At 66.2% G+C, this 20,086-nt stretch carries 11 protein-coding genes and 1 pseudogene; 6 read left to right on the forward strand and 6 right to left on the reverse strand.

The genetic code is table 11. The annotated features are described in order from the left end of the window. Positions 1-30: 30 nt before the first annotated feature. Positions 31-582, forward strand: a pseudogene (locus tag CKV91_RS02670) (NUDIX hydrolase); the annotation flags it as partial. 155 nt (positions 583-737) lie between these two features. Further along, a complete protein-coding gene (locus CKV91_RS02675) occupies positions 738-3,599 on the forward strand; it encodes an ATP-dependent RNA helicase (RefSeq protein ID WP_095140943.1) in 2,862 nt (953 codons plus the stop codon). Between the two features lie 261 nt (positions 3,600-3,860). On the opposite strand, the gene CKV91_RS02680 is transcribed toward CKV91_RS02675, so the two are convergent. The 3 genes from CKV91_RS02680 to dnaB form a co-directional block, all read right to left on the reverse strand. Continuing rightward, positions 3,861-4,478: a DNA-3-methyladenine glycosylase gene (locus tag CKV91_RS02680; protein WP_051167194.1), complete on the reverse strand. Its 618-nt coding sequence runs from the start codon at positions 4,476-4,478 to the stop codon at positions 3,861-3,863. 215 nt (positions 4,479-4,693) lie between these two features. After that, the gene (locus CKV91_RS02685) at positions 4,694-5,692 is read right to left on the reverse strand and encodes a zinc-binding alcohol dehydrogenase family protein (RefSeq protein ID WP_065860960.1); all 999 of its coding nucleotides are present in this window, start codon (positions 5,690-5,692) and stop codon (positions 4,694-4,696) included. A 42-nt stretch (positions 5,693-5,734) separates the two neighbouring features. Next, positions 5,735-7,081 carry a replicative DNA helicase gene (gene dnaB / locus CKV91_RS02690; RefSeq protein ID WP_095140944.1) on the reverse strand — a complete coding sequence of 449 codons (1,347 nt, stop codon included), beginning with the start codon at positions 7,079-7,081 and terminating at the stop codon, positions 5,735-5,737. Positions 7,082-7,877: 796 nt separating this feature from the next. On the opposite strand from dnaB, the gene CKV91_RS09725 reads away from it, so the two are divergent. From CKV91_RS09725 to CKV91_RS02710, 4 genes are all read left to right on the forward strand, one after another. After that, positions 7,878-8,126, forward strand: a complete 249-nt coding sequence (locus tag CKV91_RS09725) for a metal-sensitive transcriptional regulator (protein WP_036903670.1) — start codon at positions 7,878-7,880, stop codon at positions 8,124-8,126. Between the two features lie 119 nt (positions 8,127-8,245). Continuing rightward, the gene (locus CKV91_RS02700) at positions 8,246-8,743 is read left to right on the forward strand and encodes a heavy-metal-associated domain-containing protein (protein ID WP_065860959.1); all 498 of its coding nucleotides are present in this window, start codon (positions 8,246-8,248) and stop codon (positions 8,741-8,743) included. Positions 8,744-8,932: 189 nt separating this feature from the next. Continuing rightward, positions 8,933-11,278, forward strand: a complete 2,346-nt coding sequence (locus tag CKV91_RS02705; protein WP_065860976.1) for a heavy metal translocating P-type ATPase — start codon at positions 8,933-8,935, stop codon at positions 11,276-11,278. Between the two features lie 250 nt (positions 11,279-11,528). After that, positions 11,529-12,740: a ubiquitin-like domain-containing protein gene (locus CKV91_RS02710; RefSeq protein WP_021105934.1), complete on the forward strand. Its 1,212-nt coding sequence runs from the start codon at positions 11,529-11,531 to the stop codon at positions 12,738-12,740. A gap of 587 nt (positions 12,741-13,327) precedes the next feature. On the opposite strand, the gene CKV91_RS02715 is transcribed toward CKV91_RS02710, so the two are convergent. The 3 genes from CKV91_RS02715 to CKV91_RS02725 all read right to left on the reverse strand — a co-directional run bounded on the left by CKV91_RS02715 (position 13,328) and on the right by CKV91_RS02725 (position 19,949). After that, entirely contained in the window at positions 13,328-14,341 is a 1,014-nt protein-coding gene (locus CKV91_RS02715) for a dihydroorotate dehydrogenase-like protein (protein ID WP_021103777.1), read from the reverse strand. A 203-nt stretch (positions 14,342-14,544) separates the two neighbouring features. After that, positions 14,545-18,144, reverse strand: a complete 3,600-nt coding sequence (gene nifJ / locus CKV91_RS02720) for a pyruvate:ferredoxin (flavodoxin) oxidoreductase (protein WP_065860958.1) — start codon at positions 18,142-18,144, stop codon at positions 14,545-14,547. 20 nt (positions 18,145-18,164) lie between these two features. After that, the gene (locus CKV91_RS02725; RefSeq protein WP_065860957.1) at positions 18,165-19,949 is read right to left on the reverse strand and encodes an NAD(P)-binding protein; all 1,785 of its coding nucleotides are present in this window, start codon (positions 19,947-19,949) and stop codon (positions 18,165-18,167) included. Positions 19,950-20,086 lie beyond the last annotated feature (137 nt).

Consider the following 20,086-nt stretch of genomic DNA (forward strand, 5'->3'; position numbering starts at 1 on the left):
ACCCTTGTGCGGGTGTGAAAATCTGGATCCATGCCGCATCTTCACACCCAGCCGCACGGACACGACATGACGATCAGCGCCTGGATCATGCGCCGTCAGGACGGTGAGGTCAAGGCTCTGGTGCACCGGCACCGCAAGCTGAACATCTGGCTGCAGCCCGGTGGGCACATCGAGCACACCGAGAATCCGTGGCAGGCGCTGGCCCACGAGCTGCGCGAGGAGACCGGCTACGAGCTCAGCCAGCTGCGCGTGCTGCAGGCCCTGCCGGCAGTCGAGGGCTGCATCCACGACGTCATGCACCCCGCCCCGGTTGCCGTCAACACCCACAGCCCCTACCCGGGCCATTTCCACTCCGACCTCGTCATGGCCATGATCACCGACGAGGACCCGGTGGGGGAGCCCGGACCGGGGGAGTCCCGGGAACTGGCCTGGATGAGCCCCGACGAGTTCGCTGCCCTGGATGGTGCCGAACATGACGCCGTGCAGATCATGACCATGATCGCTCGCAATGTCGTCGGTGCCTGGTCCGAGGTGCCGGCCACCGCATTCACCCTGGACGATGCACCCGAACCGCTCACCGAGACGGTGCAGAATCCCGAGTCGGTGGGGGAGACACCAGCGCTCCAGGATGCCAACCTCCGGCGTCCTCGTACCGACAAGTCCGGCTCCGACGGTGGTGCAGAACCATCTGCCACCTCATCCACGGATGATGGTGTGAACGAGTCCTCCCAGCCCCAGTGACCGCCGACTCAGTGCCCATCGACCTGCAGCACATCGGCGCCGGACTGCCGATCAGCAGGTACCGCGCCGATCTGGAAGCTGGTCTGGCAGATGGGGCGATGGTTGTCCAGGCCCCACCCGGTACCGGCAAGACGACCTTCGTGCCGCCCCTGGTCGCCTCCCTTCTCGCCACGGGCGCTGCGGGTGATGCCCGTCCAAACGGCGCCCGCCCGGACGGTGGGAGTACCGGTCGGGTGATCGTCACCCAGCCACGACGGATGGCGGCTCGGGCCGCGGCACGACGTCTGTGTCAACTCACCGGCACCAGACCGGGGCAGGTGGCTGCCCACACCGTGCGTGGCGAGTCCACCCTCGCCCCCTCGACCCGGATCGAGTTCGTCACCACCGGGGTGCTGGTGCGCCGGCTGCTCACCGATCCCGAACTTGGCGGGGTTGACGCCGTCGTCCTCGACGAGGTCCACGAGCGTCATCTCGACTCCGACCTGTTGGTCGCCATGCTCTGTGAGCTCGTCCAGTTGCGCGACGACCTGCGACTCGTCGCCATGTCGGCCACCCTGGAAGCCGAGCGGTGGTCGGACCTGCTGACCCGCGGCACCGGACGCCGGGTGGCCACGGTGCAGGTGCCGTCGGTGTTGCACCCTCTCGAGGTGCGCTGGGCACCATTCGGTGCGCCTGCCACCGACGGGTCTCGGGTAAATCGGAGATTCCTCGACCATGTGAGCCGTCAGACCTGCCAGGCCGTCACGACGCTGACCAGTGATCCCGGCACCGGGAACACCTGTGGGTTTGGTGACGAGGGCGCCCGTGAACCGCATGCTGACAACGGTCCGGGCGCATCGGGCACCGACGCACCTCTTTGTGCCCTCGTCTTCCTGCCGGGGGCGTGGGAGGTGGAGCAGGTGGCTGCGCACCTGCGTACCGCGCTGCCGCAGGTCGAGGTGATGACCCTCACCGGTTCGATGAGTCTGCGCGACCAGGACCAGGTGCTCACCGCCCCGACCAGACCGCGCGTGGTCGTGGCGACCTCCATCGCCGAGTCGTCCCTCACCGTGCCGGGGGTGCGTCTGGTCATCGACTCAGGGCTGGCCCGGGAGCCGCGTCTGGACCGTGGCAGGGGCATGACTGGCTTGGTGACGGTACGGGAGTCCCGGGCTGCGGCGATCCAACGCTCCGGACGTGCCGCTCGTCTGGGGCCCGGGGTGGCGGTGCGTTGTCTGGCAGCCGAGGACTGGACCGGCATGGATGCCGAACCCGCCCCGGAGATCAGGCACGCCGACCTCACTGGGCCGCTGCTCACCCTGTCCTGTTGGGGCGCACCCTGCGGTGAGGGGATGGCCCTGCCCGATCCGCTGCCGCCGGACCAGGTGCGGGACGCCGTGGAGCAGTTGCGTGTCATGGGCGCCGTGGACGAGCAGGGACGCCCCACACGCTGGGGACGACGGCTCGCCCTGGTGCCGACGAGCCCGGCCCTGGCCCGCGGCCTGCTCACGGGAGCCCAGATGGTTGGTGCCCGGGCCGCTGCGCAGACCGTCGCCGCCCTGGAGCTTGGGGAACGCGCCGCCGAGGCGGATCTCCCGGGGCTGGTGCACGCACTGCGGTCGGGAAACCATCGTGCGTCACCCCAGTGGCGGGTGCAGGTGCGGCGGCTGGAGCAGATCGCCCGAGACCAGGGCTCGCAGCAACCGGGTACGGCTGGGGCCAGTTCGGCCCAGCCTGGTCGAACCGAGCTTGGCCCCACTGAACATGGCCGGGCGGGGGATGCTGCTGGGCCAACCCCATACGGGGCTGCATCCCCGGGCGGAGGGTCTGCCGGTGACGCGGACGATGCAGTGGCCCTCGTCGTGGCCCTGGCCCGCCCCCAGAACGTCGCGCGTCAGCGTGGTGCGGGGTCGAGAAACTATCTGCTCGCCTCCGGTACGGCAGCTGATCTGCCGGTCGGATCACCGTTGACGGGTGCGCAGTGGCTCGCGGTGGCCGACGTCTCCCGCACCACGCGGCGCGGTCAGTCCGGTGCCGTCATCCGCTCGGCTGCACCACTGGCCCCGGAACGCGCCATGCAGGCTGCGCAGGGCCTCGAGGTCACCGAGGAGATTGCCACTTGGCAGGACGGTGCGGGTCGATCTGGTGGTGGCAAGGTCCAGGGACGACTGGTGCACCGGCTGGGTGCCATCGAGCTGAGCTCCACCCCGATCACCGTCGGTGGGCAAGCGGCTCGTGACGCGGTGGTGGCGGCACTGCACGAGCACGGCCTGGGCATCGATGGTCACGGGGTGCTCACCTGGTCGGCCTCGGCAGACATGCTGCGTCGACGGCTCGGCGTGCTGCACCGAATCATGGGTGCGGGGGCCGACAATGGCGGGAGCGCTGGGGGAGGCTGGCCCGATGTGGGCGAAGTTGCCCTCATCGACCGGGCGCGTGAGTGGATCGACCTGGACGCCGTCGCTGCCGGACAGCCATTCAGCCCGGCGGCGGGACTGCGTGCCCTGCTGCCCTGGCCACAGGCCAGTCATCTGGACGATCTCGTTCCCGAGACCATCGAGGTGCCCACCGGTTCCCACATTCGGCTCGCCTACCCCGAGGTCGGTGACGACTCACCCCCGGTGCTCGCGGTGAAGCTGCAGGAGTGCTTCGGGTGGACGACGACCCCGGTGATCTGCAACGGACGTCTGCCGGTGCTCCTGCACCTGCTCTCCCCGGCTCGACGTCCCTTGGCCGTCACCGACGATCTCGCGAGCTTCTGGGCCAACGTCTACCCGCAGGTACGAGCGGAGAATCGGGGACGCTACATCAAGCACCCGTGGCCCGAGGACCCGCTCACCGCCACCCCGATGCGCGGCACGACCCGGTCGGGACGGTGAAGGGGCCGAGCAATCCCGAATGGCAACCCCGGTCTCCTGGTGATGTCCGCTTCCCTGGGGCACTCGGAGGGAGCTGGGCGGTTGACTCCTCCCGGTTCCGTTCGCGCCGGGGCCCGACTCGGTACCCCGTCAGCCGTGTTCTGACCTCGACTCGATACCTCGTCGGCCGTGATCTGGCTTCGCCACGATGCTTCGTCATTCGTGGCTGGCACCGTCTCGACACCTCGTTGGTCCGTGACCAAGGTCAGGCTCCGGGCAGTCTCATCGTCGTCCGGAGACGGTGGGGTCGCCGTCGATCCAGAACCGCAACGGAGCATCGGCATTGCGACTGATCCCCACCCGCGGCCCGGTGCGGTACCGAACAGGCTCGCTGGCCGGGATGAGCCGCCATCGGGGTGGGCAGTCATGGTGGGTGACGCCATCTGGTGTGGACTGATCCGTGCCCAGCCGGTCATGGCCGTCCGGGTGCGGGGGATCGTTTACCAGGCCCTCGGTGGCTGGTTCGATGGGCGAACCCATGGCACACACTGTGAGGGCCGCTCCCCAGTCGGTGAGATCCGCTCCCAGAGCCGATCCGAGATTGCCCGGCCCACTGGCCAGTCGACGTGCGGGCACGGCGCCGCGTCGGGAACGCACCTCGTCCACTCCGCACACGATCTGCCCGGCACGCAGCAGCACCGCCGAGGCCGTCCCGTCCGGGCTGCACACCACATTGACGCATCGATGAATGCCGTAGGAGAGGTAGACGTACATGTGACCGGGTGGGCCGAACATCACCGAGCTGCGCGGGGTGGGTCCGCGTGCCGCGTGCGATGCCGGGTCGTCAATGCCCAGATAGGCCTCGACCTCGGTGAGTCGTACCCCCACCGAACCGTGCATGATCGTCGCCCCGAGCAGACGTGGTGCCACCCGATCGGCTGGCTCGGACAGGTCCAGCCCAGCACTCTTCCCCAAGGGGTGTGGCCGGGAACGTCCTGGCCCTGTCACGTGTCCCGGCCCGGCCACGCGTCCTGACTCTGACACGTCAGATCCTCCTCGTGCTGCCATGACCCCGAGTGGTTCGGGCGTCGCGTCGTTCGGATGGTTCTGGACGCTCACGCCGTGACGACGATCTTGCCCACCATCCGGCCCGACTCCACCAGGGCCGTCCCCTCGACGATGTTGTCCACCGTCAGACCCTGCAACTGATGGGCCACCGTGGTGCGCAGTCGCCCCTCGTCGACGAGATCGGCCACTCTCGCCAGGATCCGGCCCTGCTCGGCGACGTCGGCGGTGCCGAAGATGGGACGAGCGAACATCGACTCGCTGGTGACGCTCAACGACTTGGGTTTGAACGCCGTCATGTCGAAGGAGTCGGTGCCGTCGATCATGACGAGTCTGCCGAACGGTCTCATGAGCTGTGCCAGTTCGGCCTCCCTGCCGACGGTGTAGGCCGAGAAGACGGTCTCGACGCCGTTGACCCCGACCTCGTGCAATTCCTGGGCAAGATCATTGCGGTGGTCGATGACTGCGGTGGCCCCCATGTCCCGGCACCAGGCTCGGGACACCTCCCGGGAGGACGTGGCGACGACGTCCCCGTCGGTGGCCAGTCGGGCCAGCTGGATCACCATCGACCCCACCCCGCCGGCACCGCCGATCATGAGCAGTGAGTCGTGGGCACCGATGCGCAGGTGATCGTGCAGCCCCTCCCATGCCGTGATGCTCGTCAACGGCATGGCGGCGGCCTCGGCGGCGCTCAGGCTTGCCGGACGTCGGGCGGCGATCCGGGAGTCGACGAGGGTGTACTGGGCGTAGCAGCCCGGCCGGTTGCTCTGCCCGGAGAACCAGACGGAGTCGCCCACCTGGAAGTCGCTCACCCGCTCACCGACGGCGCGTACCACCCCGGCGGCGTCAAAACCCAGGACGAGCGGTTCGTCGGGGGTTCCGGCCTTGCGGCGAAGCTTCACGTCGATGGGGTTGAGGGAGATCGCCTCGATCTCCACGAGCAGGTCGAGCGGGCCAGGGCTGGGCACTGGCAGGTCCACGTCGACGAAGACGTCGGGATCGGTGATCGGCAGGGACTGGGTGACGGCGACAGCATGCATGGCGTCCATGACCTCACGGTAGCCCGTCGTGTGTTCCGGCCCAACAATCGATCACTTCTGCAGGTCGACGAACCGCGAGTAGTGGCCCTGGAACACCACGGGAATGGTACGGGTGGGGCCGTTGCGGTGCTTGGCGACGATGAAGTCGGCCTCCCCGGCGCGCGGGGACTCCTTGTCGTAGACGTCCTCACGGTGCAGCAGGATGACCATGTCGGCGTCCTGCTCCAGCGATCCGGACTCGCGCAGGTCGCTCACCATGGGTCGCTTGTCGGTGCGCTGCTCGGGGCCACGGTTGAGCTGGGAGAGCGCGACCACCGGGATCTCCAACTCCTTGGCCAGCAGCTTGATCTGGCGGGAGAACTCCGAGACCTCCAACTGACGCGACTCCACCCGCTTGCCGCTCGTCATGAGCTGCAGATAGTCGATGACGACGAGTTGGAGGTCGTGCTTCTGCTTGAGGCGACGTGCCTTGGCCCGGATCTCCATCATGGTGAGGTTGGGGGAGTCGTCGATGTACAGCGGGGCGGACGAGATCTTCGTCGCGGTGGACGCCAACCGCTGCCAGTCCTCCTCGGTGAGGCGCCCGCTGCGCATCCGGGACAGCTCCATGCCCGCCTCGGCCGACATCAGTCGCATGACGATCTCGTTGCGCCCCATCTCCAGGGAGAAGATGGCGCTGGTGAGGTTGTTCTTCACCGACGCGGCCCGGGCGAAGTCCAGTCCCACCGTTGACTTGCCCATTGCCGGACGGGCCGCGACGATGATCATCTGTCCTGGCTGGAAGCCATTGGTGAGTTCGTCAAGATCGGCGAACCCGGTGGGGATGCCGCCCATGGCGTCCCCACGGCTCTCGATGGACTCCAACTCGTCCCAGGTGCTCTCGAGCAGTTCGGACAGGATGTGGTAGTCGTCGCTGGTGCGTCCCTCGGCGACGTCGTAGAGCTCCTGCTGGGCGGCGTCCACCGTGTCGGCGACGTCCCCCTGCCCCTGGTAGGCCATCTGTGAGATGCGCATCGAGGCGTCGACGAGACGGCGCAGCACTGCCTTGTCGGAGACGATCCTGGCGTAGTACGAGGCGTTCTCGGCGATCGAGACCGAACCGAGCAGGTCGGCCAGGTAGACGCGGTCACCGATCCGATCGAGTTGATCGGTGCGTTCCAGTTCCGCGCCGACGGTGATGGCGTCGGCAGGCTCGCCGCGAGAGTACAGCGACAGGATGGCGTCGAAGATCGTCTCGTGTGCCGGGCGGTAGAAGTCCCGTCCCTTGAGGATCTCGACGGTGTCGGAGATGGCGTCCTTGCTCATGAGCATCGAACCGAGCACGGAGCGTTCGGCATCGAGGTCCTGGGGCGGAGTGAGATCTGCGCGCATGCTGCTCGCTGGGTCTGGCAAAGTCATCACCTTCAGGACGAGGGCCCGGCAAGGCGGTGTGCCTCTCGGGACGTGCGGGTGCCGGGGCGGCCGTCACAGGGTTGAACGTGTGCAGCGCTTGCGCAACGGCAGGACGGTGTCGCCGGCTCCATTCAAGGGGCTGGAATGGACGCTTGTCAACTAACCAGGACGGAGTTTTCCACAGGGTGTGTGGACAACCGGTGGAAGCCGGTGGACCGGGTGGGGAAAACTTGTGGACAACTGTGGACAACTCACTGTTCCCTGTTGACGACACGCCGATAGAACCGCTCTGACTAGGAGAAACATAAAAACGACCGATATTTTTCGACAGTGACACACCGGTGAACCCTGTGTATCGAACGTGCTGCACACAGGTGTCGAACACTCCCGAGTGACTTCTTTTTCCTGCTCTGGCAAGGAGTTGTCCACATGATCATGGGGGTGTGAGGGGTCGTGATCGCAGCCGGCGTTCGAATGGCTCGAGGTGCCATTCCCGGTTGGCGGGATGCGACGGGTGAGGGGATGCGGATGGTGGACGTTCGTCGAGGGTGAAGAGCAGCGTCGAGCCATTGTCTCGAATACCCCACTGGGGTATCGTCCGAGTCGGAGGTGGCGGATGGCTGAATCGTGCCAGTGCGGTAGTGCGATGGATCTCGCGTTCTCCCAGGACGCGTCGGTCTCGGATGCAGTGCCCCGAGAGTACGTCGAGCCCCAGGAAGGTACGGACGTCGGCGTCGCCACGTCGTCGACCACTGCGCCTGGATCACCGGGGCACGGGTATCTCGGCGAGAAGGATGCCTACCTGCGTCGTCTGCACCGTATCGAAGGTCAGGTGCGCGGGTTGGAGCGGATGGTTGAGGAGGAGAAGTACTGCATTGACATCCTCACCCAGATCGCTGCGGTGAACTCCGCCCTCAAGTCGCTGTCACTCAAACTGCTGTCCGAACACATGAACCACTGTGTGGCTCGGGCCGCCCAATGCGGTGGTCAGGAGGCGACCGACAAGATCGACGAGGCGAATCGTGCCATTGCCCGGCTCGTCAGGTCCTGAGGCTCGACTCGGTTCCGTACTCCCGCCGTGCACGGCTCCAGGGGTCTTGGACTCCCATTCGGGCCAGACGTCATCTCCGTTCTTCCCACGATCCAACGTTCCCAACGAAAGGTACTGACATGAACACGACATACACGATCACCGGCATGACCTGCGAGCACTGCGTCAAGGCGATCACCGAGGAGGTCTCGGCCATTGACGGCGTCGACAAGGTGTACGTGAGCCTGGAGACCGGCTCCATGACCATCGACTCGGCTGAGGAGATCAGCATGGATGCCATCAACAAGGCCTTGGACGAGGCTGGCGAGTACACCGCGACCAAGGCGGACAGCCTCGACACCGCTGGCCACCCCGAGGGTACGTGTGCCTGTGGCAAGAACTCGGCGGACGCCTGCCAGTGCGGTGACAAGCACGATGACTGCTCGTGCGACGACGAGAAGGATGACTGCTGCGAGCACGCTGGCGAGGCCGGTGCCGACAAGGACTGTGAGTGCGACTGTCACGACGAGAAGGATGGTTGTGACTGCGGCTGTGGCGAGCACAAGCACTCCGCCGATGCTGCTGAGAGGCACGCCGCCCACGGTGAGGGCGAGTGCAAGTGCGGCGGCCATCACTGAGGAGTACCCACGTCTCGACACGACCAGAACGAGTCAAGGAACGTCACGGTGGCCGGTGCCTCCGGTGTTGATCCGATCAGCACCGAGGGGTCGGCTGCCGGTTCCCCGCACACCGTCACACCTGCCCGCAACGTCCACACGGCGACCCGCAACGTCCACACGGCAAATGGTGGCCCGGGCACCAACGTCATGACGGCTGACGAGCCTGCCGACAATGGTGGGGCGCGCCGAACCGTCGACCTGGACATCTCCGGCATGAGTTGTGCCTCCTGCGCTGCCCGGATCACCAAGAAGCTCAACAAGGTCGACGGGGTCAAGGCCACCGTCAATTACGCCACGGCCAAGGCACACGTCCTGGCCCCGCCCCAGGTGAGTCAGGACGACCTCATCGACGTCGTCACCCGCACCGGATACCAGGCCCGGCCGTCGTCCACCAGCGAACCGGTCGTCGATCGCCAGACGCAGCTGAGGCATCGCCTCATCGGGGCGATGGTGCTCGGTCTGCCGGTCATCGTGCTGTCCATGACGCCGACACTGCAGTTCCCGGCCTGGCAGTGGGTCTGCCTGGCGCTCACCCTGCCCGTGGTGTTCTGGTGCGGATTCGGCTTCCACCGCGCAGCCTGGGTGAACCTCAAGCATGGCGCGACGACCATGGACACCCTCATCAGCATGGGGTCCCTGGCCTCCCTGGGATGGTCCCTGTGGGCACTCATCTGGGGTGATGCGGGCCGTATCGGCATGCGGCACCACATGACCTGGCGACTGTCCAGCTCCCAGACACATGCCGCTGGGTCGCTGTACCTCGAAGCAGCCGTCGGCGTCATCATGTTCATCCTGGCGGGTCGTTACATCGAGCATCGCAGCAGGGCCGAGGCCGGTTCGGCACTGCAGGCCCTGTTCGACATGCGTCCGACCATCGTCCACCTGCTCACCAGTGACGGCACCGAGGTGGAACGACCCATCGCAGCCCTGGGGGTGGGCGAACGGTTCGTCGTGCGCCCCGGGGAACGCGTCAGCGCCGACGGGACCGTCGTCGAGGGACGCTCTGCCGTCGACAACTCGATGCTCACCGGTGAGTCCGTGCCGGTGGAGGTCGGTCCGGGGGACGCCGTCGTCGGTTCGGCGATCAACAGCTCCGGTCGGCTCGTCGTACAGGCGACCGCCGTGGGCGACGACACCCAGCTCGCCCACATCGCCCGTCTCATCGACGAGGCCCAGACCGGACGCTCGTCCAGCCAGGACCTGGCCGACAAGATCTCGGCAGTCTTCGTCCCGGCGGTCATCGGCATCGCCGTGCTCACCTTCGTGGTGTGGATGCTCGTCACCGGACGCGTGGCGGCGGCCCTCACCGCGGCCATCTCGGTGCTCATCATCGCCTGCCCGTGTGCTCTGGGGCTCGCCACTCCGCTGGCGTTGCTCGCCGGGACCGGGCGCGGTGCCCGCATGGGGGTGCTCATCCGTGGGCCCCAGGCACTGGAGCGTGCCCAGGGCATCGACACCGTCGTCATGGACAAGACCGGCACCCTCACCAGTGCCGTCATGGCCGTGGCACAGGTCCTTGGATCTGACGGCGAAGCCCTTGACGGTCGACAGGCCGAGGAACTCCTTCGCCTGACGGCCGGGGTGGAGTCCGGCTCGGAACACCCCATCGCCCATGCGGTGCTGCACCGAGCCGAACAGCTGGGTGTCCGTCCGGCCCAGGTGGACGACGTCGAGGCCCTGCCCGGGCAGGGGGTACGTGGTCGACTGAGCCAGGCGCAGGATCAACCACATGAGGCGCACACGCCGGATCGACCGGACGTTGATCAACAGCAGACAGATCGACAGCAGGAGGAGACCTCTCAGGCTGAACCCGTCCAGATCGTGGTGGGGCGCCCCGGCCTGGTTCCCCTGCCCGAAGGCCTGCGTGCCGCCGTCGAACAGGCCGCCGAAAGCGGCCACACCGTACTCGTCGTCAGCGTGGCCGATCAGGTGCGCGGGGCGCTCACCGTCTCCGACACCGTGCGCCCCAGCTCCGCCCGATCCGTCGAACGGATGCGCCGTCGTGGGCTGCGGCCCGTGCTGCTCACCGGTGACAATCCCGGCGCTGCCCACACGATGGCCGAGACCGTCGGCATCGACGAGGTCCATGCCGAGACCACCCCTGGCCAGAAGGTGACGGTTGTCGAGCAGCTGCGGCAGCAGGGGAGTCGAGTGGCCTTCATCGGTGACGGCGTCAACGATGCGGCTGCCCTGGCCACGGCAGACCTGGGCATGGCCATGGGGACCGGTACCGATGTCGCCATCGCTGCAGCGGACGTCACCCTCACCCGTGCCGATCTGGGTGCCGGGGTGGATGCCCTGGAGCTCGCCGACGCCACCCGTGGGATCATCCGCGGCAACCTGTGGTGGGCATTCGGCTACAACGTCCTCGCCATCCCCGTCGCCGCCCTGGGCCTGCTCACCCCGGTCATTGCTGCTGCGGCGATGTCGTTCTCGTCGGTGTTCGTCGTGCTCAACAGTCTGAGGCTCACCGGGTTCCGCCCGCGATCCTGAGAACATGAGAAACCCATTTCAGCCCGTCATGACAGGCTCAGATGGCTCGGCGCCGAACGCCAGGCGCCCTGCTTTCTGAGTTTTTCTCAGGAAATTTTTGGTTTTTGAGGGGAATGCGTCGTATCGTTTACCAAGCGCTGCGTGAGTGGCGTGTGGTTGGGCGTCAACGCCCGGCCGGTACATAGCAACTGACCGTTCTGGGCCCTCGAGAACCACAGAGCACTCGAGCCCCCGACCTCTTGGGAAGCGAATGTCGAAGATCATTGCCTCTGCGATCGCCGGAGCCGTTGCACTGACCACTGCCGGTGGCGTGACGATGGCCAACGTCCTCAACCGTGACGATGTCACCATCTCGGTGGACGGTGTCTCTCGTGAGGCCAAGGTTCACCCCGGAACTGTTCAGGAAGTCCTGGGTTCCCAGGGCATCACGGTGGGTGAGCACGACTCCGTGCAGCCAGCACTGAACAGTGACGTCTCCGATGGATCGGTCATCACCGTCAAGTACGGACGCAAGGTCGTCCTCACGGTGGACGGCAAGAAGGTCACTCGCTGGACCACCGAGACGAACGTCTCGGACTTCCTCGCGAAGGCAGGCCTGGTCGACTCCAACGACAACCTGTCGGTGAGCCGCTCGTCCGGTATCTCACGTCAGGGGCTGTCGATCACCGTTCGCACCGCCCAGGACGTCATCGTCAAGACTGGCTCCAAGAGCCAGCAGGTTTCTGCGCGGGGAACCGTTGCCGACGCCCTCAAGGCTGCTGGCATCAAGGTGGACTCCAACGACATCTCCAAGCCGGGCTTGGGCACTCCGCTCACCTATGGCATGGTCATCGACTTCACCAAGGTCGACACCAAGAAGGAGACCCGCAAGTCCGACGCGAAGTTCAAGACCAAGACGGTCAAGGACTCCTCGATGGACAAGGGCACCACGAAGATCACCACCAAGGGCGTCAACGGCGTCAACGAGGAAACTTGGGAGGTCACCTACAAGAACGGCAAGAAGGCTGGTGAGCGCAAGATCTCCAGCAAGGTCGTCAAGCCTGCCACCGACGAGGTGAAGAAGGTCGGGACCAAGTCCACGTCGAAACCCTCACCCGCGAAGAAGGGCGCTGCCGGCAAGTCTGCCAGCGCGTCGACCGTCAGCAACGGTGGCGGCTCCAGCTCCAATCCGGTGACCGGCGGGACCACCTGTCAGGCCTCCACCTATGGAGCTGGCGACGGTACCGCGGGTGGTCCGACTGCCTCGGGTGAGACCTTCGATCCCTCCAAGCTCACTGCTGCCAGCCGTACCCTGCCGCTCGGTTCGACCATTCGCGTCACCAATGTGAGCAATGGCAAGACGGTCTCGGTGCGCATCAACGACCGCGGTCCCTACGTCGGGGGACGCTGCCTGGACCTCTCCACCGCAGCGATGAACGCCATTGCTCCCGGTGCCGGTCTGGTGACGGTGCGCTATCAGTGAGCTGGTGACGGCGCGCCACCAGTGAGTGGATGGTGATCCGGCCGCACCGGATCACCACGGGCGTTCCGTCTGCCCGTGCCGTTTCCACTGGCCTGTTGGACGGGGCGTCATCTCATTGCTGACTGAGCTCTCTCAACTTTCTTGTTCGGGCCGGCCCATCGGGGTCGGCCCGAACAACATCCACTCAAGGACCGATCGTCGTGCAGATTGAGGCCCCATCAACTTGCACGCGCCCAACTTGCACGCGTCTGGGTCCACCTCCATTCCGGGATGGTGGTCCGCAGGTCCGGCATCGACTTGCACGTGGTGGGGTCTCCGTCTGTGTGGGCCTACGTCAGCCGTCGCGAGCCCCACGATGTGCGTCAAGCCTGTTGTGCAACGCCCTCACAACGTATTGGGACGCTAACCGCTTCGTTATCTCACCAGGCCATGACGTCTGTGGTCCCACGGCACGTGCCGTGGGACCACAGGGCGTTCGGGTGCTGACGGCCCCTGTTCACGGTACGGGGCTGCGCGGTACTAGCTGTGCAGTAGTACGGGGCTGCGCGGTACTGAGCTGTGTAAGTACGGGGAGTACTACGGGAATCTCAGCGCAGGCTGCCGTAGGTGGTCTTGGCCTTCTCCAGGGCCGAGACGTAGCCGTTGCGCTCGTACTCGGCTGCCGAGGCGTCGTCGGGCACGGCGAGCAGGCCACGAGCCTGCTCCAGGCTGAGCTGCTTGCGTTCCAGGTAACTGCTCAGCCCGTCGATGATCTCGGTGGCGTAGTCGGCGCCGTTGCGCACCAGGGCCGAGGTTGACATGACGACATCGGCGCCGGCAAGGATGTACTTGATGGCATCCTCGGGGGTGGCCACACCCGAGGTGGCGGCGATGGAGGCGTCCACCTGTTTGGAGATGGCGGCGATCCACGTGAGGGCGGTGCGCTGCTCGACCTTGTTGGACAGCCACACCCCGGACTCGACACCGAGGGTCTCGATGTCGATGTCGGGCTGCAGGAACCGGTTGAACATGACGAGCCCGTCGGCTCCGGCGGCAGCCAGTCGCAGCATCATGTTGCCGGGGGCGGAGAAGAACGGGAGCACCTTGACGGCCACCGGGATGTCGATGGCGTCCTTGACGGCCGAGACGATCTCGATGTGGCGATCCTCGATCTCCGGACCGCTCATCCCGATGTCGGGCACGGCGTAGATGTTGCACTCCAGGGCCGCGGCTCCGGCGTCCTGCATGCGGTGGGCGGTCTTGACCCAGTTGCCCACCCCGGCAGCGTTGAGGGAGCCGATGACGGGAACGTCGACCGCCTTGACGCTCGCCTCGAGATGCCTGAGGTACTTCTCGGTGATGCCACCAGCGTTGCTGGCGACGGTGGGGAAGAAACTCAGTGACTCGGCGAAGGAGTTCATGTACTCCAGCTCCACCTCGGCCATCCGGGCCTCCTCATGCCTCACCTGCTCCTCGAACAGGGAGTACATGACGACGGCACCGACCCCGGCGTCGGCCAGGGCCTTGACGCCGTCAGTGGTCTGCTGGATGGGTCCAGCAGAGGCGACGATGGGGTTGCGCAGTGGCAGACCGAGATAGTTCGTGCTCAGATCGACGCTCATGGGATGCACCTCTCAGACGGGTCCGGGGCAGATTGACTTCTGACCAGGTGGATGTGGATGGCTGACGGATCGGGGCCGACGGGGCCAGGATCCAGTGATGTGGGAGGGACGGGGAAAGGGCCGGCCGTGGCCCCCGCGTACGGGGGTGGGCCCAGGGGTACGCGATGGATACGGAAAGCCACGGCCGGCGTCATTGGTGGATCTCAGCCCCGGTTGGAGCCGGAGGTGATGTTCTTGAGTCGGGCGTCGATGGCGAAGGACTCCGGGCCCATCGTTGCCATCTGCTCGTACTCCTGCCATTTCTTCTCGACCTGACGCTGACCCAGGTCCAGAAGCCGCTCGGCCTCCTCGGGGTGGGCCTTGGCGAGCATCCGGTAACGCAGCTCCAGCTTGGTGTAGTCGCGCCACGTGGTATCCGGACGGGGCGAGTCGAGCAGGAACGGGTTCTTGCCATCCTCGGCCAGCACCGGGTTGTAGCGCATGAGCGGCCAGTGCCCCGAGTGCACCGCCTTGTACTGCTGGTCCAGGCCGTTCTTGAGGTCGTAGCCGTGGGCGATGCAGTGGCTGTAGGCGATGATGAGCGATGGGCCGGGGTAGGCCTCGGCCTCACGGAAGGCCTGCAGGGCCTGCTGCGGGTCCGAGCCGAAGGCCACCCGGGCAACATAGACCGAGCCGTAGGCGATGGCCTGCATGGCCATGTCCTTCTTGGCGGTCTGCTTGCCGCCGGAGGCGAACTTGGCGACGGCACCCAGCGGTGTCGACTTGGAGGCCTGACCACCAGTGTTGGAGTACACCTCGGTGTCCATCACCAGGACGTTGACGTCACGGCCGGAGGCGAGCACGTGGTCCACGCCGCCCGAACCGATGTCGTAGGCCCAGCCGTCACCGCCGATGATCCACACCGAGCGACGCAGCAGGTGATCGGCGACACTCAGCAGGTTGCGTACCAGCGGGGTCTGCTCCATCGTCTGCAGCTGGTCGACGAGCTTGGCGACGCGACGTTCCTGGTCCACCAGGTCGTGCTCGGTGAGCTGCGGGGCGTTGAGCAGGTCGTCGACGAGCTCGGGGTCGAGTTGGTCGGACATGGCCTGCAGGTGACGCTTGGCCAGCCCGGCCTGTACGTCGGAGGCCAGCCGCATGCCCAGACCGAACTCGGCATTGTCCTCGAACAGCGAGTTCGACCAGGCCGGTCCACGTCCGTCGGCGTTCTTGCCCCAGGGGGTGGTCGGCAGGTTGCCACCGTAGATCGACGAACAACCGGTGGCATTGGCCACCTCGGCACGGTCACCGAAGAGCTGGGTGATGAGTTTGACGTAGGGCGTCTCACCGCAGCCGGCACAGGCACCGGAGAACTCGAACAGCGGCTCGAGGAACTGGGTGCCACGCACGGTGGCGAAGTCCACCCGGGACCGGTCGTTGACCGGCAGGGAGTTGAAGAACTCGACGTTCTCGCGCTGATCGGTCTTGTCCAAGTGCTCGGCCAGGTTGATGGCCTTGCGATCCGGGCGTCCGACCGGATGGGCCGGGCATGCCTCGACGCACAGACCACAGCCGGTGCACTGGTCGGGCACCACCTGCAGGGTGTAGCATGACTCGGGCAGACCGGCGGCGTTGAGCTGGGCGGACTCGAAGGTCTCCGGGGCGCCCTCCAGGGCCGACTTCTGGTAGTACTTGGCGCGAATGACGCCGTGCGGGCACACGAAGGCACAGTTTCCGCACTGGATGCAGGCCTGCGGGTCCCACTCGGCGATGACGTCGGAGAGGGTGCGGTGCTCGAAACGGGTCGTACCGGCCGGGTAGGTGCCGTCGGCGGGCAGGCTGGAGACCGGTAGCAGGTCTCCCTCGCCGGTGATCATCCTCGCGGTGATCGTCTTGACGAATTCCGGCGAGTCGTCGCGCACCGGTTCGACGAGGTCGTGGTTGGCGTCGACCGACTCGGGGACCTTCACCTGGAACAGGTGCTCCAGGGAGGCGTCGACGGCCGCGTGGTTCATGTCGACGATCTTCTGGGACTTCTTGCCGTAGGTCTTCTGGATCGAGTCCTTGATCCGCTCGATGGCCTCGTCCTTGGGCAGCACTCCCGAGATCGCGAAGAAACACGTCTGCAGGATGGTGTTCGTGCGGTTGCGCAGGCCCACCTCACGTGCCACCGACAGGGCGTCGATGGTCCACAGGTCGAGCTTCTTGTCGACGACCTGCTGCTGGAAGGTGCGTGGCAGTTTGCTCCACACCTCGTCCGGACCGTACGGCGAGTTGAGCAGCACGGTGGTGCCCTCGCGCGCCATCGTCAGCACGTCGATGGACTCGAGGATCCCCCAAGCGTGGATGCCGATGAACCCGGCCTTGGTCACCAGGTACGGAGCCTCGATCGGGTTGGGCCCGAAACGTAGGTGCGAGGTCGTGCGCGACCCCGACTTGCGCGAGTCGTAGACGAAGTAGCCCTGGGCGTAGGTGTCGGCGTCGGAGCCAAGGATCTTGATGGTGTTCTTGTTGGCACCGACGGTGCCGTCGGAACCCATGCCGAAGAACACTGCACGCAGGGTCTTGGGATCCTCGATGTCCAGATCGGTGTAGGGCAGGGAGAGGTTGGTGACGTCGTCGTTGATGCCGACGGTGAAGCGCGGACGCGGCTCCTCCTTCTCCAGCTCGTCGACGATGCCGGCCACCATGCCCGGGGTGAACTCCTTCGACGAGATGCCATAGCGTCCACCGCAGACCAGTGGCATCGAGGCGCGGTCACCTCGACTCACACCTTCGGAGAGGGCGGCGACGACGTCGAGGAAGAGCGGCTCACCGTTGGAACCGGGCTCCTTGGTGCGGTCCAGCACGGCGACGGCGCGAGCGGTCGACGGGATGGCCTTGACGATCTCGGCGGCCGGGAATGGGCGGAACAGGTGTACCTCGACCAGACCGACCTTGTGGCCGCGGCTGTTGAGGTAGTCGATGGTGTGCTCGATCGTGCGGGCACCAGAGCCCATGCACACCAGGACCTCGGTGGCCTCCGGGTCGCCGTGGTACTCCACCAGGTGGTACTGACGTCCGGTGAGCTCGGCGAACTGGTCCATGATCTCCGAGACGATGCCGGGCACGGCGTTGTAGTACGAGTTGGCCGTCTCACGAGCCTGGAAGTGGGTGTCGGGGTTCTGGGCGGTGCCACGGATGAACGGGTGGGCCGGTGACAGGGCGCGCTCCCGGTGGGCGTGGACCATGTCGTCGGTGATGAACTGACGCAGGTCGTCGTCGGAGAGCGTCTCGAGCACGTTGAGTTCGTGGGAGGTGCGGAACCCCTCGAAGAAGTGCATGAACGGCACGCGCGACTTCATCGTGGCGGTCTGGGCGATGAGTGCCATGTCGTGGCACTCCTGCACCGTCGAGGAGCACAGCATGGCGAAACCGGTCTGCCGGCAGGCCATGACGTCCTGGTGGTCACCGAAGATCGACAGGCCCTGGGCGGCCAGGGAGCGGGCTGCGACGTGGAAGACGGTGCTGGTGAGCTCACCGGCGATCTTGTACATGTTGGGGATCATGAGCAGCAGGCCCTGGGAGGCCGTGAAGGTCGTGCTCAGGGCACCACCCTGCAGGGCGCCGTGGATGGCTCCGGCGGCGCCTCCCTCCGACTGCATCTCGATGACGGTGGGCACCGCTCCCCAGATGTTCTCGCGTCCGGCGGCCGACCACTCGTCGGCGGTCTCGGCCATCGGGGAGGACGGGGTGATGGGGTAGATCGAGCAGAGCTCGTTGACGCGGTAGGCGACGGAAGCAGCGGCGGTGTTTCCGTCTGCGATCATGCGGGTACGTTCCATGATGTCCTCGTCTCTCCGTTTCAGTTCTTCTCGACGAGCTTGAACTTGGCTTGTGCCGAACGCACGGGGTTCGGCGTGGGGCGTACGGCCCATCCGGCCGTGGGGTTGCCGGCTCCCTGGATGGACTCGATGGGGGTGTCCTCCGGGATCATCTGAATGGCGTGGACGGGGCACTGCTCGGCGCAGGCTCCGCAACCGGTGCACTTGTCGTAGTCGAACTGGTAGCGGTGTCCCTCGCCCAGCTTGATGATGGCGTCCTCCGGGCAGGCTCCCAGGCAGCCGTCACACTCGAAGCAGTTGCCGCAGCTCAGGCAGCGTTCGGCCTCGAAGTGGGCCTGCTGGTCGCCCAGACCGCCGATGACCTCGGCGAACCCGATGCGCTGGGTGGGATCGAGCTCGGGCTGGTGACGGCGTCCGTGGTCGCCGAAGTACCACAGGTTGAGGTCGGTGAACCCGACCGTCGTGTTGCGCGGGGAGGGGTAGGCGGTCTCACGGTTGAGCCACAGGTCGATCTGGCGGGCGGCGCGCTTGCCGTGTCCCACGCCGATCGTCACGGTGCGTTCGGAGGGCACGGTGTCACCACCGGCGAAGATGCCGGGGATGTCGGTCATGAGGGTGTGCGGGTTGACGTCGACGACGTCATGGCGGAAGCGCATGCCGGGCATCTTGTGCAGGAAGCTCGTGTCGGCCTCCTGACCCACGGCGAGGATGAGGGTGTCGGCCTCGAGCTTCTCGTAGCGGCCGGTGCCGTGCGGCTTGCCGTTCTCGTCGAGCTCCATGACCTCGACGGTGAGGTCGTCGCCCACCTCGGTGATGGTGCGCAGCCAGTTCATCTGCACCCCCTCACGCTCGGCCTCCTCGCGTTCCTCGGCATTGGCGGGCATCTGGTCGGCGGTGCGACGGTAGACGATGATGGACTCCTCGGCCCCCAGACGCTTGGCGACGCGGGCAGCGTCCATGGCGGTGTTGCCGCCACCGTAGACGGCCACTCGGCGTCCGACGACGGGTTTGCTGCCGGTGGAGACGTCGTGCAGGAAGCTCACGGCATCGACCATGCGTCCTGCGTCGACGGTGGGGATGTCGACGCGCTTGGACAGGTGGGCACCGATGGCCACGAAGACGGCGTCGAAACGGCCCTTGGCGCGCTCCTCGTCGAGGTCCTGGACGGGATGGTTGAGGACGATCTTCACGCCGAGGTCGTTGACGAGACGCTCCACCTCGGCCTCGAGGATGTCGCGCGGCAGCCGGTACTCGGGGATGCCGTAGCGCATCATGCCGCCGTACTTGTCGCCGGCGTCATAGATCTCGACGTCGTGGCCCATCATCGACAGGTGGTAGGCGGCGGACAGTCCGGCTGGGCCGGCTCCGATGATGAGGACGCGGTGCCCGGAACGCTCCACGGGGCGTTCGAAGTGCCATCCCTTCTCGATGGCCATGTCGCCCAGGTAACGCTCGACGGAGTGGATGGAGACGGCACCGTCGAGGTCGGCACGGTTGCACTCGACCTCACAGGGGTGGTAGCAGACACGCCCCTCGATGGCGGGGAAGGGGTTGTCGGTGGTGAGCTGACGCCACGCCTTCTCCTCCTCGTGGGCCTTGATGAGGCGCAGCCATTCCTGGATGTTCTCACCAGCGGGGCACCCACCGTTGCACGGTGGCATCATGTCCAGGTACACGGGACGGCGCGACCGTACCGGCGACACGCGCCCTGTGGTGTTCGACAGGTCTGGGCGCTCGGCAATGTCCTGCCGTTCCTTGACGAAGTAGCCCTCTTCCTCGGGGGCGACCGGGGTGTCCGTGCTCATGCCTGACTTCTCCCTTTTCGATCATCGGGTCAACTACGACCGATGGTAGTACCTTTTGCGGTTCGTTCATCAACTGACGACACTCATGCAATTTTGTTCATTGCGTGGCACGGATGTTCACCGCGGGCGAGCGGGGT

It is taken from the genome of Cutibacterium granulosum (genome assembly GCF_900186975.1).
Classification (GTDB): Bacteria; Actinomycetota; Actinomycetes; order Propionibacteriales; family Propionibacteriaceae; genus Cutibacterium; species Cutibacterium granulosum.